This window comes from Streptomyces sp. NBC_00178, assembly GCF_036206005.1.
Classification (GTDB): Bacteria; Actinomycetota; Actinomycetes; order Streptomycetales; family Streptomycetaceae; genus Streptomyces.
The window spans coordinates 5692563-5712875 of the sequence record NZ_CP108143.1 but is presented as its reverse complement, the minus strand read 5'-3'; the positions used below and the strand labels follow the sequence as shown (position 1 = coordinate 5712875).

The window sequence follows — 20313 nt, the reverse complement described above, 5'->3', positions numbered from 1 at the left end:
TGCGCCGGCTGCGCTCGCTGTTCATCGGGCAATTCTCTCGTCCCTCACCCGTTCGGCGTACCACCGACACGGTCCGGAACGTGATCGACAGCTTCATGTGTACCTGGATGCCCCGCTTCGGGGAGCGTGTCGAGCGGGGTGAAGCGGACCGGGAGGTGGGCCGGCGCGCGGTGGAAGGGGCCCGGACGCCAGACCAGTTCGCCCGGTTCCACGGCGAGTTCGAGGTCGCAGAGCTGGCTGGTGAGCTCCTCGATCGCGGTCATGGCCATCAGCAGGGCCGGCTGTCTGGCCGGGCACCGGTGGGGCCCGGTCGACCAGGCCAGGTGAGCACCGTCACCCGAACGCACCGCCCGGTCCGAAGCGGACGGCGGCGACTGGGTGTTGGCGGCGGCGAAGGAGACCAGGACCAACTGCCCGGCGCGCAGGGCGACCCCGTGGAACTCGGTGTCGTGACGCGGGTAGTGCGCCCCCATGTTGGCCAGCGGCGGATCGCGCCAGAGCACGTCGTCGATCGCCTCCCGCGCGGTCGTGGCGCCGCCGTGCAGCACTCCACCGTAGCCGGGGTCGCCGAGCATGCGCAGGAGGGCGTTGCCGATCAGGTTCGTCGTCGGGTCGTGGCCCGTGCTCATGATGAGGGTGATCTGGCGCACGGCTTCGTCGTCGTCGAGGCCGGCGGGGTGCTGGAGCAGGTAGGTGGTGAGGTCTCGGCGCGGCCTGGACCGCCGTTCGGCGACGAGCGCGGCGACCACTCCGACGAGGTCGTCGTAGGCGGCGGCCGCGTTCCCGGTCGAGTCCATCATCCCGGCGATGCCCCGGACCACGCGCCCGGTCGCTCCCGAGTCCACGCCGAAGGCGGCGGTGAAGACGTGGAGGGGCAGGCGGCGCGCGTACTCGGCGATGAGGTCGCAGCTGCCGGTGGCCGCGAATCCCGCGATGAGCCGCCGGGCCACCGCGGTGACCTCGGAGCGCAGCAGGTGGGGTTCGATCAGCGCGAGGGTGTCGTTGATGGCGTCCCGGTAGCGCGCGTGCACCTCGCCGTCGGTGAAGAGCGCGGTGGGACGGTGGCCGAGCACGGGCAGGACTGGGGAGTCGGCCGGTATCCCCGCCTGCCAGGCACGCGGGTCCTTGGTGAAGGTTTCGGTGTCGCGCAGCAGGTCGACGGCGGCCTGGTAGTCCACGACCAGCAACGCGTCGACGTCGGGGGCGATACGGACCCGGGCGAGCGGACCCTGGTCGCGCAGCCGGCGGTAGTGGCCGTGCGGGTCGGCGGCGAAGCCGGGGCCGTACAGGGCGAGCGGCTCGTGCCCGTACGCGGCGGGGGCGGGTGAAGTGGCGGGTACGGGCGGTGTCATGAGGGTTCCTGGGGCGCGGGCAGCCGGGTGAGCGCGTGTTCGGCGAGGGCGATCAGGGCGTCGATGCTGCCCCGGCGCTCGCGGGCGTCGCACTGGATCAGCGGGGTGCGGGGGCCGAGGTCGAGGTGCTTGCGCAGGACCTCGTCCGGGTGGGAGGGGGCGTCGGGGAAGTGGTTGACGGCGACGGCGTACGGCAGACCCTGCTCCTCCACCATGTCCATGACCGCGAAGGAGTCCTCGAGCCGGCGGGTGTCGACGATGACCAGCGCGCCGAGAGCGCCGCGCGCGATGTCCTCCCAGAGCGGCAGGAAACGCTCCTGGCCGGGCGTGCCGAACATGTAGAGCACCAGGTCGTCCTGCACGGTCAGCCGGCCGAAGTCGACGGCGACCGTGGTCGTGGTCTTGTCCGGCAGCCCCGCGGTGTCGTCGAGCCCTTCGCTGGACCGTGTCATGGCCTCCTCGGTGTGCAGGGTCGGGATCTCCGACAGGGTGCGGATCAGGGTCGTCTTGCCCACGCCGAAGGGACCCGTGACGACGAGCTTCATCAGGGTCTCGGCAGCACTCGGCAGGTAGCCGACGCCGCCCCGGTCAGTGGAGTGAACGGAGTCCAACGAGCAGCCTCTCGACGAGCGACCGGTCGATCTCACCGGCACGGGGTATCGGTGGTCGAGCGTGCAGATGTCCCGCGGCCACGAGGTCCGTGGCCAGGAAGACCGTGGCGCTGACCGGCAGGTCCAGATGTGCGGCGCACTCGACGACGGTCAGGGCCCCGGGTTCCAGGAGCTCGCACAGCCTCCGCTGTTCCGAGCCGACGTCCGGCGGCACGTGCGCGTCCGTGCGGACGAGCACGGCAAGGCGGTCGAGTGCGGGGCCGGTGGGCACGGGACGGCCACCGGTGACCAGATAGGCGGGGATCAGGCGACGCCCTGGGCCAGGGGTCATGGCCGGTCGGCAGCGTCCGGTTGGCGGGTGGGGGCGTGCATGGCCCTGGTCAGCGCGGTGACCTGCACCTGCATCTGGTAGGCGATGTTGCCCAGGTGCGCGTCGGGCGCGGCGAACAGCGCCAGCGTCGTGTTCCTGCCCGCGGGTACGACGACGGCGAAGCCCAGGTCGGACTCCACGACCGTCTGCGCCAGGCGCGGCGACTGCGCCTCCGTGAACGCGGTGGTGAAGGCGCGGGCGGCCGCGTGCAGGGTGGCCGTCATGGCGGCGACGCGCTCGGCGGACGCACGGTCCAGGCCGGGCGACGCGCCCTCGACGAGCCCGTCGCCGGTCGCGACCACGGCGTGCTGTACTCCGGGCAGTTCCAGCAACGGGGTCAGCACCCAGGCGAGATCACCGGTGGTGGGAGTGGTGCTCACGTCTCGTCGTCTCCTTGGTCGTCCGATGAGGATGCTGAGGGTGCGGGCGCCGGCGCGGGAGCCTGCCTGCCGCTGAGGGTGCCCTCCTGGAGGGCGGTCCAGGCGGCTCCGGCCTGTTCCGGGGTCCGGAGCACCGGCTCGTCGTCCACCGCCCGTGCGGAGGCGGCGGGCGTGCCGGGCGCGTCCGTCCTGCGGGAGCGGCGGCGACGGGTGGGCAGCCCGGTGGCAGGGCCGCCGCCGTCCGGCGTGTCGGGGGTGGTTCGCGCGCCGGGGTCGCCGGCCGCCCCGGCCCCTGCCGGTTCGTCCGCGGCGGCGGCAGCGGGAGCGGGGCCTGCCTCCACGGCGGCGGGAGCGGGGCCTGCCTCTGCGGCGGCGGGAGCGGTGTCCGCCTCTGCCGCACGCGCGTCAACGGGCTTCGGCGCGAGCACGGACAGGGTGCGGTCGTCGTCCATCACCGTGAGCAGGTGCGCCGGGATCCGGAGCATGGCGCGCATCCCTCCGTACGGTGACGGCTCGATGTGGCAGCTGAAGCCGTAGCGCGCGATGAGTCGCCCCACCACGGCGAAGCCGGTCCGCGGCGGGTCGCCGAGTTCGGTGAGCAGGACCTCGGCGGGTCCGGTGAGCAGTGCGCGGGCCCTCTTCAGCGCGTCGTCGTCCATGCCGATGCCCGCGTCGTCGACCAGGATGAGGGCGCCGCGGCCGGCGGTCTGCTGGACCGTGACCGGCACTTCGGTGTCCGGGTGCGAGTACGCCGTGGCGTTGGCCAGCAGCTCGGCGAGCGCGATGGCGAGGGGCTCGGCCGCCCGGGCGACCAGGGCGAGCCGCTCCTGGCGGAGGTGGTTGGCGACCTTGACGCGTTCGTATCCGGCCACCCTGGACTGGGCACCGAGCACGACCTCGACGAGCGGGGAGTTCTGGCGGGCGAGCCCGGGCCACGCGTCGCACAGCACGGCCGTGGCCTGGGTGCGGCGCAGTGCCAGTTCGTTGCGGAAGTCGAGTTGCAGGATGCGCGGGTCGTCGTACTCGTGCTGAAGCTCCTGCAGCAGGTGCTGCGACTGGTTGAGCAGCGACTGGATCTTGGCGGAGGTGCCCCGCATGGCGGAGCGTGCCGCCGCGTCGACGCGGCGGCGTTCCTCCAGGATCGCCGTGCGCGCCGCCGCCACCGCCTCGGTCAGCAGGCGCGCGGCATCGCCTTCGATGCCGGCGGCCTCGCGCAGGCCGGGGACGACCGCGGTCCGGTGGGACAGGGCGGTGGCCGCCGCGGGGATCCGCTTCCGGGCCAGCTGGCGTATCTCCTCGGTGAGCGCGAGGGTCCTGGCCTCGGCCGCCTTGGCCTGACGTTCGGTCAGTTCGGCTCGTGCCGAGGCGCCGTAGGCGTCCCGTCTGGCCTGCTGCGTCTGTACGGCGGACCATATCGCCGCCAGGACGGCGATGAGGGCCACGATCCATGCCACCACGGCGTCACCGCGTTCCTGTTGTCGGGGACGGCTCACGGCCCGCACGGTCGCGGGGGCCGATCCGGCAGGCGCTCACGCCGGCCCGCCGGTGTACGCGGCCTCGGTCTCCCTGGCGACCTCGGCCACTTCGGCCATCACCTGGAGGACTCCCGGCATGACGGACCCGTCCAGGTGCCGGTACTCGCTCCCGATCGTCACCACCAGGCGCTCCGGAAGCCCGAGTGCCGGGTAGCGGCCCTCGGCGATCACGCGGCGGGCCGCCTCGGGTGCGGGAACGCCCCCCGCGTGCAGGGCGTGGGCACGCTCCCGGACGTACGCGAGATAGCCGATGTGCTCCCGCACCCCTGCCGGGTCGAGCACGGGTCCGTGGCCGGGCACGATCACCTCGGCGCCGGTGGCCAGGACCCGTTCGCAGGCGTCGATCACGTTGTCGAGCGGGCCGGCCCAGTGCACCGGATGGTCACCGGGCTGCCCTGGGGTGGAGGAGAAGATCACGTCACCGCTGAACACCGTGCGCTGAACCGGGAGATGGACGATGAGGTCGCCACCGGTGTGCGCGGGCGGCAGGGACGTCACCTGGACCGGGTAGTCCCCCAGGGTCAGTTCGAGTTCGCCGGTGAAGTAGGTCGTCGGCATGACCTGTTCGGTCGCCGACCAGTCGAAGGCCCCGAAGTGGCGCGCGAGGTAGGCGCCGAGCGGCGTCGCCGGGTCGCTCCCGGCCACCAGGGCGTGCTGCTGCTGCGGGGTGGGGTCGTAGTGGATGTGCTCCCGGGCTTCCCGGGTGGCGATGATCTCGGCGCCGGGCAGCACGCCGGCGCCCCAGAAGTGGTCACCGTTGGCGTGGGTGACGATCACCCGGGCGATGTCCACCCCGCCCGGCAGCAGTTTCCGGCTCTCCGCCAGGAACTGCCCCGCGAGCACCGTGTCGTAGGGGGTGTCGATCCACAGGGCGTCGCGGTCCGATACCAGGAGGCCGCAGTTGGCCAGCCCCCACCCCCGCTTCGGCGGCAGCCAGGCGTACAGGCCGCTGCCGAGGCCAACGACGTTTCCGCCCGTGATCGACATGGGGTGATTATGCCGACCCCGATCCGGCCGCGCGTTCGAACTCGGCGGTCCGGTGGGGCCCGTGACGCGAAATCGCCCCTGTCATCGGCCGACAGCCACTCTCCGGTGACGGTCCGGGGTCACCACACATCGCACCGACGGGCCATCTTCCGCCCGATATCCGGTATGCCACCCGATGCGCACCCGCGGCACGGTGAATACCCAGAAGGTGGCGACGGAACCTCATTCGGCCGACTACCCACCGAGCATGGCCGAAAACAGACCACTCGGCCAGGACGCGCGAGCGAAGCGAATGCTTGTTCTTGCTCATTTGACCCATGTAACATGCAGAATCGATCAAACGGGCGACGATTTCCTCCATGTCATCCGACCGGACGCGAGCAGCAGCGGAAGCGGAGTGCGGACATGTCCCATGTCGAGACCGAGACAGCCGGCCAGCCGGAGTGCTGGCGCCGTGCCGAGGAGACCGCCGCGGACCGGCGGGCGGCCCTGCCCGCGAGGGGTGAGCGCATCGCCGTCGTCGGCTGCGGCACGTCCTACTACATGGCGCAGGCCTGCGCCGCGTTGCGCGAGGAATCGGGTCAGGGCGAGTCGGACGCGTACGCCGCCTCGGAGTTCCCCTTCGGCCGCACGTACGACCGGGTGGTGGCTCTGACGCGTTCGGGCACCACGACGGAGGTGCTGGACCTGCTGACCCGGCTGCGGGGCTCCACCCGGACCGTCGCGGTGACCGCGGACCCGCTGACGCCGGTGATGGGCGCCGCCGACGAGGTGGTCGTCCTCGACTACGCCGACGAACGCTCGGTGGTCCAGACCCGCTTCGCCACCACCGCACTGACACTGTTCCGCGCACACCTCGGCCTGCACACCGAGCAGGCCGTACGGGATGCGGAGACCGCGCTGGCCGGACCCCTGCCCGAAGGCCTCCTGGAGGCGACCCAGTTCAGCTTCCTGGGGCGCGGCTGGACGGTCGGACTGGCCAACGAGGCGGCGCTCAAGATGAAGGAGGCGTCGCTGTCCTGGACCGAGTCGTATCCGGCGATGGAATACCGCCACGGGCCCATCAGCATCGCCACGGCCGGGACCGCCACGTGGATGTTCGGCCCCGCGCCGGAGGGCCTGGCCGAGCAGGTACGCGCGACGGGTGCGCGCTGGGTGGAGAGCGATCTGGACCCGCTGGCCGACCTGGTCCGGGTGCAGCGCCTCGCGATCGCCCGCGCGACCGCTCGTGGTCTCGACCCGGATCTGCCGCGCCATCTGACCCGGTCGGTGGTGCTCGACGGGACGGACGCGGCCTGACCCCGCGTCACGGCACGGCCGTGCACCGGGGCTCGCACGGAGCCCCGGTGCGCGGCCTGGACGGCCTGCCGGTCAGCCCTCTTCGAAGTGGGCGTCCAGCGCGGCGTCCAGTTCGGCCGTCCACTCCTTGAGGCGGCTCCGGGAGTCGGCCTCGACCTCGGCGTTGAACCAGCGGCGGCTCGACAGGTGGACCGTCACGGTGAACCGGCGCCCGAAGCGGCCCGTCTTGACCTCGACCGCGCCGATCTCCGGCCAGTCGAACTCCGCCTCCTGGTCGTCCAGCTGGAAGCGGACTCCCTCGGCGTCCACCCGGATGGATCCGCGCCGGTCACTGACCTCGAAGACGGGTCCTTCGCCGGCGGCACGCGGCTCGTCCGCGCCCGCGGCAGTCCCCTCGTCGTCGGCGATGACCGCCCCGCCGTCCCGCACCGCGTCACCGGGAGCCCCGGGGGCGTCGGCCCGGTCGTCGGCCGGCTGCCCGGGCACCGCGTCCTGGACGTCGGCCGTGTCCGGGACATCCGTCCCGTCGGCCTTGCGGGCATCCTCCGGTACCGCGTCGGCAGCCTCCGCATCCGCCTCCGTCCGCGCGGGGGCAGGGGCCGTCAGGCCTGGGATGTACGCCGGGTCTGTCCCCGCGGCGAACTCGGGCTTGGTGTTGGAATCTATGCGCTGCTCCACGGCGGGCAGTATGGACGACGAACCTGTACGAAACCAGTCGACCGGGGCCCGGAAGACATGACGCAGGTGCCGGACCACCCGCGTGGGGTGGTCCGGCACCTGCGCGCCCGGCCCGGCGCCGTATGCGGGAGAAGGGTGGTACGGGTCCCGCCGGACCCGTACCACCCTTCGTTCCCGCCCTGCCTCACACGCCGGGTGCGGGAGGGTTACGCGTCACCTGAGGCTCAGTAGGCCCCGAAGACGTTGTCGATCGAGCCGTAACGGTCGGCGGCGTAGTTGCACGCGGCCGTGATGTTGGCGACCGGGTCGTAGCTGTCCAGCGACGTGCCGGGCACGTGGTAGGCCTGGAAGGTCGGGTCGATGACCTGCAGCAGACCCTTGGACGGGATGCCCGCAGCGGCGTTCGAGTCCCAGTTGTTGATGGCCATCGGGTTACCGGACGACTCGCGCATGATGTTGCGGTGGATGCCCTCGTAGGTGCCGGGGATGCCGTGCTCGGCCATGACGGCCAGCGACTCCTTGATCCAGCCGTCGAGGTTGTTCGTGTACGCGGTCCGCTCGGCGACGGGGGCCGCGGCAGCCGGTGCGCCCTGCGCGGCGAGCTCGGTGTTGGCGCGCTCCGAACGGTCGGCACGGCCGGAAGCCCTGTTTTCGGTCCTGTCGGCCTTGTGGGACTTCGCCGGCTTGTCCGCGGACTTCTTGGCGTGCTTGCCGCCGAGGGTCAGCTCGAGGCCGGGGTGAATGAGGTCGGGGTTCGATCCGACAACCTTCTTGTTCTCCTCGTAGAGGGCCTTCCAGCCGCCGTGGACCGAATGCTCGCGAGCGATCTTGGCGAGGGTGTCGCCGACGACGACGGAATAGCTCTTGGGCGTGGCGTGCTTTGCGGCAATTCCCTGTGCGGACAGGGCAGTCGACGTCACCGTCTTTTCAGCGGCGGCCGGCTGGGCCGGGGCGGCGAAGGCACCGGTCGCGCCGATCACGGGCAGCGCGAGAGCGACTCCACCCGTGGTCACGGCGATGACGCCGCGCTTCAGCGAACTGGTCCTGGAACGAGGGTGCTTGGAAAAACCGGGCATGCTGAATTCCTCTCCGTCGCCTGCGAAGTGAGCTGTCGGGTTCGAGCTGGAGATGCCCGGCCGCATGAGCATGCGACTTCACCCCGAGCCGTCCCGGATACCGGGTCGGCACTTACTTGGGTCCCCCGCTCCTGCCGTACGAGAAGTGGTCGGGTAACCGGACGGCGGCAGGATTCGGCGTTCCATCCGGAGTGAGGGTGACCGTAGGCGAGAAATAGCGAAAGGAACAAGCCCGAAGTAATGATCCAAATTCAAGCGCAAGATCGAATTTCGTGAATTCATGTAATCCATCGCACACGGCCCCTTCCATTCCTCTTGGCGCGCAAGGGAACCGGCGAGCCCGTTCCGACGTCAGGGGGGTGCGGGGTGACGCTGGTCACTGAGTCCGATAAGGGCGTTTTGTTCCCTATCGAAGGTCCCCAGGTCACACGAAATGGCCTTTTATGGATTACGGGATCAATTACAAATAAGGGAGTAAATCGGGCATAAGGCTCACTCGTACCCGATGCAGGCATAGTGGGTGCGGTCCCGTGGAACCGATCCCGCATGACCTACAGCCCTCAGTTCCCGAACCCGCGGATCACCGTGCTGCCCGTCCAGGCCGGCGACCCGCCGTTCCGCATCGTGGAGATCGACGGAGAGGTGATCGGAACGGCGACCGAGGTGACCGACGTGCTCCTCGCCGCGGCCGCGGCCGGAATCCCCGTGCACGACCTGGACGACCCGGCTTCCGTCCGGTGGGTGGGCGGCGGCAAGCTCAGCTGGCGGCTGCACTGAACGCGGCGCGGCACGCCACCACGACGGGGCGCGGCGCGTGCGCCCGGCACCGCCGCGGACGCGGCCCGCGGACCGCCCCGGGTACCGCACGGACCCGACCGCCCTTCAAAGCCGTGCAGACCCGGGGCGGGTGCACCGGCATCCCGCTGCGGCGACGGCCGCGCCTCAGGGCCGGAGCGTGTCCGTCACCCCTCGTGGAGGGACGCCCCCGGAGCCGTGGCCCGCAGCAGGCCGAGCGTGGCGTCGAGTGCGGCTTCCAAGTGCGTGACCCGGCCGGTGGACATCAGGATGGTCACTCCCCCCTGCACGGCGGCGAGGAGCGCCGCCGCCGTCCGGTCGGCGTCCAGTCCCGCGTCCATCTGTCCGCTGTCCTGCATGCGCCGCACGCCGCGGCGGAGAGCGGACTGCCACTGGTCGATCAGCCGGGCGGTGAGCACCTGGGCGGCGGGGGTGGCCCGGCCCAGTTCGGTCATCAGCACGCCCAGCGGGCAGGTCACGCCCTGCTGCTCGTACCGGCGGACGACCGCGTCCCGCCAGTCCTGCCACGCCTCCCAGCTGCCCAGATCACCGAGGTGCGGCTCCTGGTCCTCCAGGACGAGCTCGGCCTCACGCGCGGCGACGGCGAGCAGCAGTTCCTCCTTGCCGCCGGGGAAGTAGTGGAAGATCTGGCTCTTGCTCGTCGAGGTGCGCGCGCGGATGTCGTCGAGCGTGGTCGCCGCGGCGCCTCCGGTCCGGATCTGCACCGCCGCACCCTCGACGATGCGCCTGCGGGTGGCTTCCCCCTTGGCGGTGAGCCGCAACTCACCGGGCTTCACGGACGGCATCCCGGCACCTCCAGTACTGGACTGTCCAGTCCACTCTAGTGCGGCGGTGCGGCATCCGGCCGTGGGGTCGGCGGTGCGTGTCGCGGAAGGACGGCCGGAGGCGGCCTCGGGGGGCCCGGCGGCACGCCGGTCCCGCGCCCCGGATCTCCCGTCCGTCGGCGCAAAGGCGGCGGGGCCTCAGGTCATGAGTCCGGCGGCCACCGTCGCGCCCAGCTCCCAGCACGCCTCCTCGTCGGCCTTGCCCGGCTCTCCCGTGAGGGTCACCGCCTCGGCCGCACGCCGCCAGCCGAGGCCGGTGGTGATCGCCTCGATGCCCCGGACGGCGCCGGTGACGTCGTTGCCCCCGTGCACCCAGAAGCCGAAGGGGCGGCCCTTCGTCTCGTCCAGGCACGGGTAGTAGACCTGGTCGAAGAAGTGCTTGAGTGCTCCGGACATGTACCCGAGGTTCGCCGGCGTGCCGAGCAGGTAGCCGTCGGCGGCGAGTACGTCCGAGGCCGTGGCGGAGAGCGCCGCCCGCCGCACGACCCGTACGTCCTCGATACCGTCGGCGGTCGCCCCCGCGACCACGGCTTCGAACAGCGCCTGGCAGTTGGGCGACGGCGTGTGATGCACGATCAGCAGAGTGGCCACACCCCCGAACCCTGCCGCCCCCGGCGGACGTACGCAAACCGGGGTCCGCGACTCCCGCCGGGGACCCCGGTCCACCCCGCCGTCTCAGGCCTCGGCGCGGAAACCGCGCAGGCGAAGGCTGTTGCCCACGACGAACACGGAGGAGAGGGCCATGGCCGCTCCGGCGATCATCGGGTTGAGCAGGCCGGCGGCTGCGAGCGGGAGCGCCGCCACGTTGTAGGCGAAGGCCCAGAAGAGGTTCGAGCGGATCGTGCCCAGAGTGCGGCGCGCGAGCCGTATGGCGTCGACGGCGGCCCGGAGGTCCCCCCGCACGAGGGTCAGGTCCCCGGCCTCGATCGCCGCGTCGGTGCCCGTGCCCATGGCGAGGCCCAGGTCGGCCCGGGCGAGCGCCGCGGCGTCGTTGACGCCGTCGCCGACCATGGCGACGCTCCGCCCCTGCTCCTGAAGCTTCCGGACGACGTCCGCCTTCTCCTGCGGCATCACATCGGCGACGACCTCGTCGATGCCGACCTCGGCTGCGACCGAGGACGCGACCGTCTTGTTGTCGCCGGTCAGCAGGATCGGGGTCAGCCCCAGCGCCCGCAACCGCCGGACGGCCTCGGCGCTGGTCTCCTTGACCGCGTCGGCGACCTCCAGGACCGCGCGCGCCTCGCCGTCCCAGGCCACCACGATCGCCGTCCTGCCCTTCCCCTCCGCCCGGTCCTTGACGTCCTGGAGCGGGCCGGGCAGCTCGACCGCGCGTTCCACCAGCAGCCTCTGGCGTCCCACGAGAACCGCGCGCCCCTCGACGACCCCCTGGACGCCGAGACCGGCGAGGCCGTGGAATTCCTCGGGGACGGGCAGAGCCCCCACGCGGCGGACGGCGCCCTCCGCGACGGCCCGGGCGATCGGGTGCTCGGACGCGTGCTCCAACGCACCTGCGAGCCGCAGGACTTCGGATTCGTCGGCACCTTCGGCCACATGGACCTTCAGCAGTGTCATGCGGCCCGTGGTGATGGTGCCTGTCTTGTCGAGGACGACCGTGTCGACGCGGCGGGTCGTCTCCAGCACCTCGGGCCCCTTGATGAGGATGCCGAGCTGGGCACCGCGCCCGGTACCGGCCATCAGCGCGGTGGGCGTGGCGAGCCCGAGGGCGCAGGGACAGGCGATGATCAGCACGGCGACGGCCGCGGTGAAGGCCGCCGTGAGCCCGGCCCCCGAGCCGAGCCAGAATCCGAGGGTGGCGAGTGCCAGGCCCATGACCACGGGTACGAACACGGCGGAGATCCTGTCCGCCAGCCGCTGGGCCGCCGCCTTGCCGCTCTGGGCTTCCTCCACGAGCCGGGCCGTACGGGCCAGTTGCGTGTCGGCTCCGATCCTGGTGGCTTCGACGACCAGGCGTCCGCCCGCGTTGAGCGTCGCCCCGGTGACCGGGTCCCCCGCCGAGACCTCGACGGGCACCGATTCGCCGGTGAGCATCGACACGTCCACCGCGGACGAGCCCTCGGTCACCGTCCCGTCGGTGGCGATCGTCTCGCCGGGGCGGACCAGGAAGCGGTCACCGATGCGCAGGCCCGACGTGGGCAGCCTCGTCTCCCGGCCGTCCCGCAGCACCGTGACCTCCTTGGCCCCCAGCTCCATGAGCGCCCTGAGCGCGGCGCCCGCCCTGCGCTTCGAACGTGCCTCGAAGTAGCGGCCGGCCAGGATGAAGGCCGTGACCCCCGCTGCGGCTTCCAGGTAGATGTTTCCGGCCCCGTCCCCGCGCGCGACGCTGAATTCGAAGGGGTGGGTCATGCCGGGCATTCCGGCCGTGCCGAAGAAGAGCGCCCAGAGGGACCACAGGAACGCGGCGGTCGTGCCGACCGAGATCAGGGTGTCCATGGTGGCCGCGCCGTGCCGGGCGTTGACCCAGGCGGCCCGGTGGAAGGGCCAGGCTGCGTAGGTCACGACGGGGGCGGCGAGCGTGAGGGACAGCCACTGCCAGTAGGTGAACTGGAGCGCCGGGATCATCGCCATGGCGATGACCGGCACGGCGAGCACCGCGGCGGTGATCAGCCGCTGCCGCAGCGACGTGAGCCCGGCGTCCACGGGTTCCCCGTCGGGCCGGGCGCCCGCCGCGGAACCGCTTTCGGGAGCGGCACGGGGTGGAGCCGGAGGCCGGGCCGAATAGCCGGTCGCTTCGACCGTGGCGATCAGGTCGCCGACCGAGACGTCGTCGGCGAACGTGACGGTGGCCTTCTCCGTGGCGTAGTTGACGGTGGCCTCAACCCCTTCCATGCGGTTCAGCTTCTTCTCGATCCGCGCCGCGCACGAGGCGCAGGTCATGCCACCGATGGCGAGCTCGACCCGCGCGGTATCCGGAATCGTGGGTGTCATCCGCTGCTCCTCCTCCGAAAGACGCAGATACCCCTTAGGGGTATGTGGCGATCTCCAGGGTATACCCCCTGGAGGTATACGCAAGCCGCCCGCCCCCGACCCTTCGGTCTATACCCCCCAGGGGTATAGACTCCCCCTCTTGAGCCACGGCGGGGCCTCCCGTCATGGAGTGGCAGAGAACAGGAGAGATCCCATGGACACCCTGGTGAAGATCACCGCGTTCGCAGCCGCACTCGCAGCCTCCTTCGGCGCCGCCTACGGGGTCGGGCTGCTCGCCGGACCCCAGGCCGGAGTCGTCGGATCCCCTGCGCACCCCGGCGGTCCGGCGAGCGGAACGCACCGTCCGGGAGTCGGGCCGACGGCCTCACGGACCGGCGGGCTCGGGCTCACCGAGGACGGTTACACCCTCGCCCTGCGCACCTCGCGAATGACCGCGGACCGGCCCGGAACTCTCCGCTTCGCCGTGCACGACGGGTCCGGCCGCCGGGTCACCGGCTTCCGGCGCGAGCACGGCAGGGAGATGCACCTGATCCTCGCCTCACGGGACCTGTCGACCTACCGTCATCTGCATCCCACGCGGGACTCCGACGGCACGTGGAGCACGCCCGTCGAACTGCCGGAGGCCGGTGACTACCGGGTCTTCGCCGACTTCACACCCGCCGGGAAGCGGACCCGCAACGTCACGCCGGGAGCGGACCTCGCCGTGGCCGGCCCGTACCGGCCGGCCACGCTCCCCGGGCCCGCCCGATCCGCCACGGTCGACGGCTACACGGTGTCCCTGGGGGGCACGCTCAGGCCCGGGCGGGCCGAGCGCGTGACCTTCACCGTGCGCAGGGACGGCCGTCCGGTCACGGCGCTCCAGCCGTATCTGGGCGCTTACGGCCACCTCGTCGCCCTGCGCGCGGGTGACCTCGCCTACCTGCACGTGCATGCCGAGGGCGCGGGACCGGGCCCGGACGTCTCCTTCACGACGACGGCGCCCGGTGCCGCGACGTACCGCCTGTTCCTCGACTTCAAGCACGACGGCGTCGTCCGGACGGCCGCCTTCACCGTCACCTCCGAGCCGGCCGAGGGCATCCCCCGGCCCGCCGCCCCCTCGGACCCGGTCCCCCTGGGCCCCGGGGACGAGGGGCATGGGCACTGAGGGAGGGGTGACGCGGGGTCCAGGGGTGGGGCCGGTGGGTGCGAGAGCGCAGGCGCCGGAGCCGAGGAGGCTCGCGACGTCTCCCGGCCGATCCGCCGGAGCACGCGTCGCCGCACACTTTCGTGCTCCATCGCCGGCGCGCCGAGCGATTTCCTCACCCGCGCCGGACGCCCCAACCGCGTCCCTCAGCGCACCAGGCAGGGCCGCTTGGGGTCGAACGTCCAGCCCGGCACGAGGTGGCGCATGGCCCTCGTGTCGTCCCGGGCGCCCAGCGCCTCCTTGCGGTAGAGCTCGTGGGCCGCGAGGAGGCGGTCCATGTCGAGCTCGATCCCCAGACCCGGAGCGTCCGGCACGGCGATCTCGCCTTCGGCGATGCGGGGCGGCGTGACGGTGAGCCGTTCCAGGCCCTCCTGCCAGATCCAGTGCGTGTCCAGGGCGTTGTACTCCCCCGGGGCCGCCGCACCGCAGTGCGTGATCATGGCGAGCGAGATGTCGAAGTGGTTGTTGGAGTGGCAGCCCCAGGTCAGCCCCATCGCGTTGCACAGCTGGGCCACCCGCACCGAACCCCGCATGGTCCAGAAGTGCGGGTCGGCGAGCGGGATGGACACCGACTGCAGCGCCAGGGCGTGGGTCAGCTGGCGCCAGTCGGTGGCGATCATGTTGGTCGCCGTGGGGAGGCCCGTGGCGCGCCGGAACTCGGCGAGGACCTCGCGCCCCGAGTAGCCGTCCTCGGCTCCGCAGGGGTCTTCGGCGTACGCGAGGGTGCCGACGAGCGGGGAGCACAGCTCGACGGCTTCCCGCAGGGACCACGCGCCGTTCGGGTCCAGGGTGATCCTTGCCTCCGGGAAGCGCTCCTTGAGGGCGCGTACGGCCTCGACCTCCTCGGTTCCCGCCAGGACGCCGCCCTTGAGCTTGAAGTCCTGGAAACCGTAGAGGTCGTGGGCCGCCTCGGCCTGGCGGACGATCGCCTGCGGGGTGAGTGCCTCCTCGTGCCGGATGCGGTACCACTCGGTGTCCGATCCGGGCTCCCTGATGTAGTCCAGGCCGGTGCGGTCCGGGTCGCCGACGTAGAAGAGGTAGCCCAGCACCCGTACCGAGTCGCGCTGCTTGCCGTCGCCGAGCAGTGCGGCGACCGGTACGTCGAGGTGTTGTCCGAGCAGGTCGAGCAGTGCGGACTCGACGGCGGTGACGGCGTGCACGGTGGTCCGCAGGTCGTAGGTCTGGGCGCCCCGCCCTCCCCCGTCACGGTCGGCGAACCGGGTCCCGATCTCGCGGAGTACGCGTGCGTAGTCGCCCACCTTCGCGCCGATGACAAGCGGTTCGGCGTCCCGCAGGGTCCGGGTGATCTTCTCCCCGCCGGGCACCTCCCCCAGTCCCGTCCGCCCGTCGGAGTCGGTCAGGACGACGATGTTGCGGGTGAAGTAGGGCCCGTGGGCGCCCGAGAGGTTCAGTTCCATGCTGTCGCGGCCCGCGACGGGGTAGACGGCGAAGCGGGTGACGGTCGGCTGGCTCATGGCTGTCGGGTTCCTTGGGTGCGTGGGCGGGCGTGGTCGGGGCTTCAGAGTCCGAGGGAGTCGAGGATCTGTTCGCCGGCCAGGACACCGCCGAGGCCGATGACCGCGAGCACGGTCGTGTAGCTCGTGCGGACCTTGATCGCCTGGACGACCGAGAGGTTGAAGTACTCCTTGAAGAGCCAGAATCCCGGGTCGTTGACGTGGGAGAAGGCGATCGACCCGCACGAGACGGCGAGAACCATCATCTCGGCGTGGGTTCCACTGCCCGTCAGGAGCGGGAGCACGACACCGGAGGCGGTGACGACGGCGACCGTCGCCGAACCGAGCGCGATGCGGAGGATGGCGGCGACGAGCCACGCCAGGATGATCGGGGAGACGGCCCAGTGCTCCGTGACGTCCTTGATGTAGTCGGATGTGCCTCCCTCGACGAGGACGTTCTTGAAGGCGCCGCCCGCCCCGATGACCAGCAGGATCATCGCCATCGCCCGGGCGGCGGAGGCGCAGGAGTCGCTGACGTCCGCCAGGCTGCGGCCGATCCGGGGACCGAAGGCCCAGGCCGCGAGGAGGAGGGTCAGCAGGAGCGCGATCGGCGCCGAGCCGAGGAAGCCGACGACGTGCGGGAAGGCGCCCTCGCTCGTCGCGAGCATGTCGGTGACGGCCGCGCCGGCGATGAGCACCACGGGGAACAGGGCCACGCACAGCGACCAGCCCATTCCCGGCATCTCCTCGTCGGTGAACTCCCGCTCGCTGACGAGGCCCTCGGGTATGGAGGGGTCCATCGCCCGGACGAACGGCAGGCGCGGCCACAGGAGTGCGATCAGCGCGCCGGCCGGTACGGCGATGAAGAGGCCGTAGAGGAGGGTGTGCCCGACGGAGGCGTGGAAGGCCGCGGCGACGGCGGTGGGGCCGGGGTGCGGGGGCAGGAAGCTGTGCATCGTCGACAGGGCGATGGACATCGGCAGTCCCACCCACAGCAGTCCGACCCCGGTGACCCTGACCAGAGTGAACGCGATCGGCACGATGATGATGAAGGCGACCTCGTAGAACATGGTCACGCCGATGAGCATGGACGTGACCACCATGGCCACCTGCACCCGGCGCGGCCCGAAGGCGTCGAGCAGCTTGCCCGCGATGCGCTGGGCGGCCCCGGAGTCGCCCATGATCCGGCCGACCATGGCGCCGAGCCCGATGATCAGCATGGTGTCGCCGATCTGGTCCCCGATGCCCTCGGAGAGGACGTCGGGGATGTCGGTGACCGGGATGCCCTGGACCAGGGCCACTCCGACCGCCACGAAGAGGAGGGCGGCGAAGCCGTTGAGCTTCAGCCGGGTCATCAGGAGGAGCAGGACCAGGACGCTGATCCCGACTACCAGGAGCGGCATGTCGGTTCCCCTTCGAAAGGTCGAGCTGTCGAGCTGTCGGTCTGTTGCGGCGCTGATCGGCTGCGGCACCGGCCGGTTGCGCTCCCGAGGCGCCGAAGCGTCGGTCCCGGCCCGTCAGGCGCCGCGCCGCCGTGCGGCGCCGACGATGCCCAGCCCGGCGTCGAGGACCTGCTCCAGGTCGGCGAGGTCGTCGGGACCGGGGTCGACGAGCGGGGCGCGTACGGGGCCTACGGGCAGCCCGCGCATCCGGGCGGCGGCCTTGACCAGCGACACCGCGTAACCGGGTGACCGGTCGCGCAGTTCGACGAGCGGGATGTAGAAGTCGCGCAGCAGGGCGTCCACGGCGGTGCCGTCGCCGTCGCGCAGGGCGGCGAAGCAGGCGTCCGCGATCTCGGGCGCGAAGGCGTGGACGGCGGACGAGTAGGCCGGGACACCGACCGTGGCGTAGGCGCGGGCCTGGATCTCGGCGGTGGCCGCGCCGTTGAAGAAGAGGAAGCCGTCGGGCGCGGCAAGCGTGAGGCGCTGCAGCCGGTCGAGGTCGCTGTGCCCGTCCTTGAGGCCGATGACCCCGGGGATGCCGGCGATCCGGCGCACACTCGCGGCGGTGAACGCGACGTGGCCGCGCTGGTAGGCGATCAGCGGGAGACGCGTGCCGCCCGCGATGCGGCGGAGCTGCTCGACGAGGCCGTCCTGTGGTGCTTCGACGAGGTAGTGGGGCATCACGAGCAGGGCGTCCGCGCCCGCCTCCTCGGCGATGCGGGCGAAGCGGACCGCCTGCGCCCAGCCGTAGCCGGTTCCCGCCACGACGGGCAGCCTGCCTCCGGCGACCTCCACGGCCGTCCGGACGACCGCGCGGTACTCGTCCTCGTCCAGCGCGCTGAACTCGCCCGTCCCGCAGGCCGGGAAGACCGCGCCGGGCCCGGTGGCCACCTGAGCCGTCAGGTAAGCCCGGTACGACTCCAGGTCGAGACCGCCGTCCTCGCCGAAGCTGGTGAGGGGGAAGGAGAGCACTCCACCCGCCATGCCCTCGCGCAGCCGTTGCACGACTCCTCGGTGTTCCGCTTCCGCGCTGGACCGCTCCACAGCTCTCATCCCCATATGCAGATGGCGTACATGTATGAGAACGGAGGCTAGGCCTGTGAACGAGCGGAGGTCAATGGGTGCGGCAGCGCGGATTCACGATGCGGCCGAGGCCGCGGATCTACGATGTGGTCATGCCGGAGAACAGCGGTGTCCGTGGTGTGAAGTCGGCGTCCCGAACGGTCGCCCTGCTCGAACTCCTCGCCGCCCGGGGCGACCGCCCGGCCCGCCTGGACGAACTCGCCGGGGAACTGGGCGTACCACGCAGCAGCATGTACCAACTGCTGCGGACCCTCATCGACTGCGGCTGGGTGCGCACCGACACGACGGGCTCCCTCTACGGCATCGGGATCCGCGCCCTGCACACCGGCACGAGCTACCTGGACGGCGATCCGCACGTACGAGCGGCCCGCCCCTACCTCGACGAGGCTTCGGAGGCACTGGGCGAGACGATCCACCTGGCCCGGCTCGACGGCCCGAACGTCGTCTACCTCGCGACACGGGAGTCCCATGCGTACGTACGCACCCTCAGCCGCGTCGGCCGCAGGGTCCCGGCCCATGCCGGCGCACTCGGCAAGGCCCTGCTCGCCGAGCGGCCCGACGCCCTGCTCCCGCTGCCGGAGGGGCCTTTGACGGCGTGCACGGAGAACACGCTCACCGGGCGTGCCGCACTGTTCGCCGACCTCGCCCGGGTGCGCGAGCGCGGCTATTCCGTCGACCGCGAGGAGACCGTGAACGGCATCGCGGGCTTCGGCTTCGCCCTGCGGTACGACTCGCCGGCCACCGACGCCATCAGCTGCTCGGTTCCGGTGGCGCGGCTCGGCGCGGAGCACGAGGCCCGAGTCGTAGCGGTCATGCGGGAGATCAGGACGAAGATCGAACGCAGCCTGTCCCCGGGCCCGGGAGCGCCCGACTGGCGCTGACCGGGTCCCGGGGACAGACCGTGAGACCCGCCCCTCCCCCTGCGAGGCCGTCGCCCCTCGCCGCTCCCCGCGTCTCGCGGAGGATCAGGAGCGCGGCACGTCGAGGGCGTTCAGCAGCCGGTCGACGTCGTCGTCGCTGGTGTACGGCGCGAGACCGACCCGTACCCCGCCTTCCACGCCCAGACCGAGCCGGCGGGACGTCTCCACGGCGTAGAACGAGCCTGCGGGCGCGTCGACTTCACGCTCGGCCAGCTGCCGGGACACGTCCGCCGGGGTCCGCCCCTCGACCGTGAACAGCGTGGTCGGGGTGCGCCGTGCGGCGCGCGAGTACACCGTGACACCTGCCAGCTCCGCCAGGCCGCCCTCGATGCGCTCGCGCAGCCGGTCCTCGTGCCCGGCGAGTGCCGTGAAGGTGCGCCGCAGATCCTCCCGGCGGCCGGCCCCGCCGGAGGCCAGGCCGGCGAGGAAGTCCACGGCCGCGGTGGCGCCCGCCAGCAGTTCGTAGGGCAGCGTGCCCAGCTCGAAACGCTCGGGCACGGCGTCGCTGGAAGGCAGCAGCTTGTCCGGGCGGAGGCTCTCCAGCAGCTCGGGCCGCCCCGTCAGCACGCCGAGGTGCGGTCCGAGGAACTTGTACGGCGAGCAGACCAGGGTGTCCGCCCCGAGCGATTCCAGGTCGACCGACATGTGCGAGGCGTAGTGCACCGCGTCGACGTGGAACAGCGCACCCGTCCGGTGCACCAGCTCCGCCACGGCCGGGATGTCGGGGCAGGTGCCGATGAGGTTGGAGGCGGCGGTCAGGGCGACGAGCCGGGTGCGCTCCGAGAGCACCGCTTCGACGTGTCCGGCTTCCAGCTCACCCGTGGCGGGGTCGAAGTCGGCCCACCGGACCGTCGCCCCGGCGGACTCCGCGGCCTGCACCCAGGGCCGCACGTTCGAGTCGTGGTCCAGCCGGGACACGACGATCTCGTCGCCCGGCCCCCAGCTCCTGGCCAGCGTGCGCGACAGGTCGTAGACGAGTTGCGTGGCACTGCGCCCGAACACCACCGCACCGGCCTCCGCGCCGAGGAGATCGGCGAGCGCCGTCCGGGCACCGACGACGATCTCCTCGGCGTTGCGGCCCCCCTCGGTCAGACCTCCCCGGTTGGCCAGCGGACGGGACAGGGCCCCGGAGATCGCGTCGATCACCTGCTGGGGCGTCTGGGTGCCACCCGGGGCGTCGAAACGCGCGGTTCCCGCCTTCAGCGCGGGGAAGCAGGAACGGATCGCCTGTACGTCGAGGGCGTCGCCGGTGGTGATGTAGCTGGTCAAGGGGTCTCCAGAGGAAGGCGGAAGCTGCTGCGGCGGGAACGGTACGGGGTGGACCCACCCACTCCCGCAGCCGGGGGCGGCCCGCCCG

19 protein-coding genes and 1 riboswitch are annotated in these 20313 nt (G+C 71.9%); of the genes, 4 read left to right on the top strand and 15 right to left on the bottom strand.

Features of this window, described 5'->3' with window-relative positions:
* Positions 1-44: 44 nt before the first annotated feature.
* From OHT61_RS24965 to OHT61_RS24940, 6 genes are read right to left on the bottom strand one after another with little or no spacing between them, the layout of a single operon-like run.
* A complete protein-coding gene (locus OHT61_RS24965; protein ID WP_329041305.1) occupies positions 45-1352 on the bottom strand; it encodes a cytochrome P450 in 1308 nt (435 codons plus the stop codon).
* A complete protein-coding gene (locus OHT61_RS24960; RefSeq protein WP_329041304.1) occupies positions 1349-1963 on the bottom strand; it encodes a GTP-binding protein in 615 nt (204 codons plus the stop codon). The genes OHT61_RS24965 and OHT61_RS24960 overlap by 4 nt, the downstream gene beginning before the upstream one ends.
* Positions 1941-2294, bottom strand: a complete 354-nt coding sequence (locus tag OHT61_RS24955; RefSeq protein WP_329041303.1) for a DUF742 domain-containing protein — start codon at positions 2292-2294, stop codon at positions 1941-1943. The genes OHT61_RS24960 and OHT61_RS24955 overlap by 23 nt, the downstream gene beginning before the upstream one ends.
* Positions 2291-2713, bottom strand: coding sequence for a roadblock/LC7 domain-containing protein (locus OHT61_RS24950; protein ID WP_329041302.1), 423 nt, complete (start codon positions 2711-2713; stop codon positions 2291-2293). Before OHT61_RS24950 ends, OHT61_RS24955 begins: the two co-directional genes overlap by 4 nt.
* Positions 2710-4206 carry an ATP-binding protein gene (locus OHT61_RS24945; protein WP_329041301.1) on the bottom strand — a complete coding sequence of 499 codons (1497 nt, stop codon included), beginning with the start codon at positions 4204-4206 and terminating at the stop codon, positions 2710-2712. Before OHT61_RS24945 ends, OHT61_RS24950 begins: the two co-directional genes overlap by 4 nt.
* Before the next feature lie 36 nt (positions 4207-4242).
* Positions 4243-5235 carry an MBL fold metallo-hydrolase gene (locus OHT61_RS24940; protein ID WP_329041300.1) on the bottom strand — a complete coding sequence of 331 codons (993 nt, stop codon included), beginning with the start codon at positions 5233-5235 and terminating at the stop codon, positions 4243-4245.
* A gap of 405 nt (positions 5236-5640) precedes the next feature.
* On the opposite strand from OHT61_RS24940, the gene OHT61_RS24935 reads away from it, so the two are divergent.
* Positions 5641-6534 (top strand): SIS domain-containing protein, encoded by an 894-nt coding sequence (locus OHT61_RS24935; protein WP_329041299.1) that lies wholly within the window; start codon positions 5641-5643, stop codon positions 6532-6534.
* 72 nt (positions 6535-6606) lie between these two features.
* Here OHT61_RS24935 and OHT61_RS24930 read toward each other — a convergent pair whose 3' ends face one another.
* On the bottom strand, positions 6607-7212 hold the full coding sequence (locus OHT61_RS24930; RefSeq protein ID WP_329041298.1) for a hypothetical protein: 606 nt from the start codon (positions 7210-7212) through the stop codon (positions 6607-6609).
* A gap of 224 nt (positions 7213-7436) precedes the next feature.
* Positions 7437-8288: a LysM peptidoglycan-binding domain-containing protein gene (locus OHT61_RS24925; protein WP_329041296.1), complete on the bottom strand. Its 852-nt coding sequence runs from the start codon at positions 8286-8288 to the stop codon at positions 7437-7439.
* A 2-nt stretch (positions 8289-8290) separates the two neighbouring features.
* A riboswitch (cyclic di-AMP (ydaO/yuaA leader) is annotated at positions 8291-8478 on the bottom strand.
* A gap of 356 nt (positions 8479-8834) precedes the next feature.
* On the opposite strand from OHT61_RS24925, the gene OHT61_RS24920 reads away from it, so the two are divergent.
* Entirely contained in the window at positions 8835-9065 is a 231-nt protein-coding gene (locus OHT61_RS24920) for a hypothetical protein (protein ID WP_329041295.1), read from the top strand.
* Positions 9066-9250: 185 nt separating this feature from the next.
* On the opposite strand, the gene OHT61_RS24915 is transcribed toward OHT61_RS24920, so the two are convergent.
* The 3 genes from OHT61_RS24915 to OHT61_RS24905 all read right to left on the bottom strand — a co-directional run bounded on the left by OHT61_RS24915 (position 9251) and on the right by OHT61_RS24905 (position 12874).
* On the bottom strand, positions 9251-9889 hold the full coding sequence (locus OHT61_RS24915) for a TetR/AcrR family transcriptional regulator (protein ID WP_329041294.1): 639 nt from the start codon (positions 9887-9889) through the stop codon (positions 9251-9253).
* A 177-nt stretch (positions 9890-10066) separates the two neighbouring features.
* On the bottom strand, positions 10067-10519 hold the full coding sequence (locus tag OHT61_RS24910; RefSeq protein ID WP_329041293.1) for a flavodoxin family protein: 453 nt from the start codon (positions 10517-10519) through the stop codon (positions 10067-10069).
* Positions 10520-10603: 84 nt separating this feature from the next.
* Complete coding sequence (locus OHT61_RS24905; RefSeq protein WP_329041292.1) at positions 10604-12874, bottom strand: heavy metal translocating P-type ATPase; 2271 nt, start codon at positions 12872-12874, stop codon at positions 10604-10606.
* A gap of 193 nt (positions 12875-13067) precedes the next feature.
* Between OHT61_RS24905 and OHT61_RS24900 the strand changes: the two genes are divergently transcribed.
* A complete protein-coding gene (locus OHT61_RS24900) occupies positions 13068-14018 on the top strand; it encodes a hypothetical protein (RefSeq protein ID WP_329041291.1) in 951 nt (316 codons plus the stop codon).
* Positions 14019-14203: 185 nt separating this feature from the next.
* On the opposite strand, the gene OHT61_RS24895 is transcribed toward OHT61_RS24900, so the two are convergent.
* The 3 genes from OHT61_RS24895 to OHT61_RS24885 form a co-directional block, all read right to left on the bottom strand.
* Positions 14204-15532: an enolase C-terminal domain-like protein gene (locus tag OHT61_RS24895; protein WP_329041290.1), complete on the bottom strand. Its 1329-nt coding sequence runs from the start codon at positions 15530-15532 to the stop codon at positions 14204-14206.
* 44 nt (positions 15533-15576) lie between these two features.
* Positions 15577-16914, bottom strand: coding sequence for a gluconate:H+ symporter (locus OHT61_RS24890; RefSeq protein WP_329041288.1), 1338 nt, complete (start codon positions 16912-16914; stop codon positions 15577-15579).
* Positions 16915-17028: 114 nt separating this feature from the next.
* The gene (locus tag OHT61_RS24885; RefSeq protein ID WP_329041287.1) at positions 17029-18006 is read right to left on the bottom strand and encodes a 5-dehydro-4-deoxyglucarate dehydratase; all 978 of its coding nucleotides are present in this window, start codon (positions 18004-18006) and stop codon (positions 17029-17031) included.
* Between the two features lie 122 nt (positions 18007-18128).
* On the opposite strand from OHT61_RS24885, the gene OHT61_RS24880 reads away from it, so the two are divergent.
* Positions 18129-18917 (top strand): IclR family transcriptional regulator, encoded by a 789-nt coding sequence (locus tag OHT61_RS24880; protein WP_329041286.1) that lies wholly within the window; start codon positions 18129-18131, stop codon positions 18915-18917.
* Between the two features lie 84 nt (positions 18918-19001).
* Here OHT61_RS24880 and OHT61_RS24875 read toward each other — a convergent pair whose 3' ends face one another.
* Positions 19002-20225, bottom strand: a complete 1224-nt coding sequence (locus tag OHT61_RS24875) for a cysteine desulfurase-like protein (protein ID WP_329041285.1) — start codon at positions 20223-20225, stop codon at positions 19002-19004.
* Positions 20226-20313: the final 88 nt, after the last annotated feature.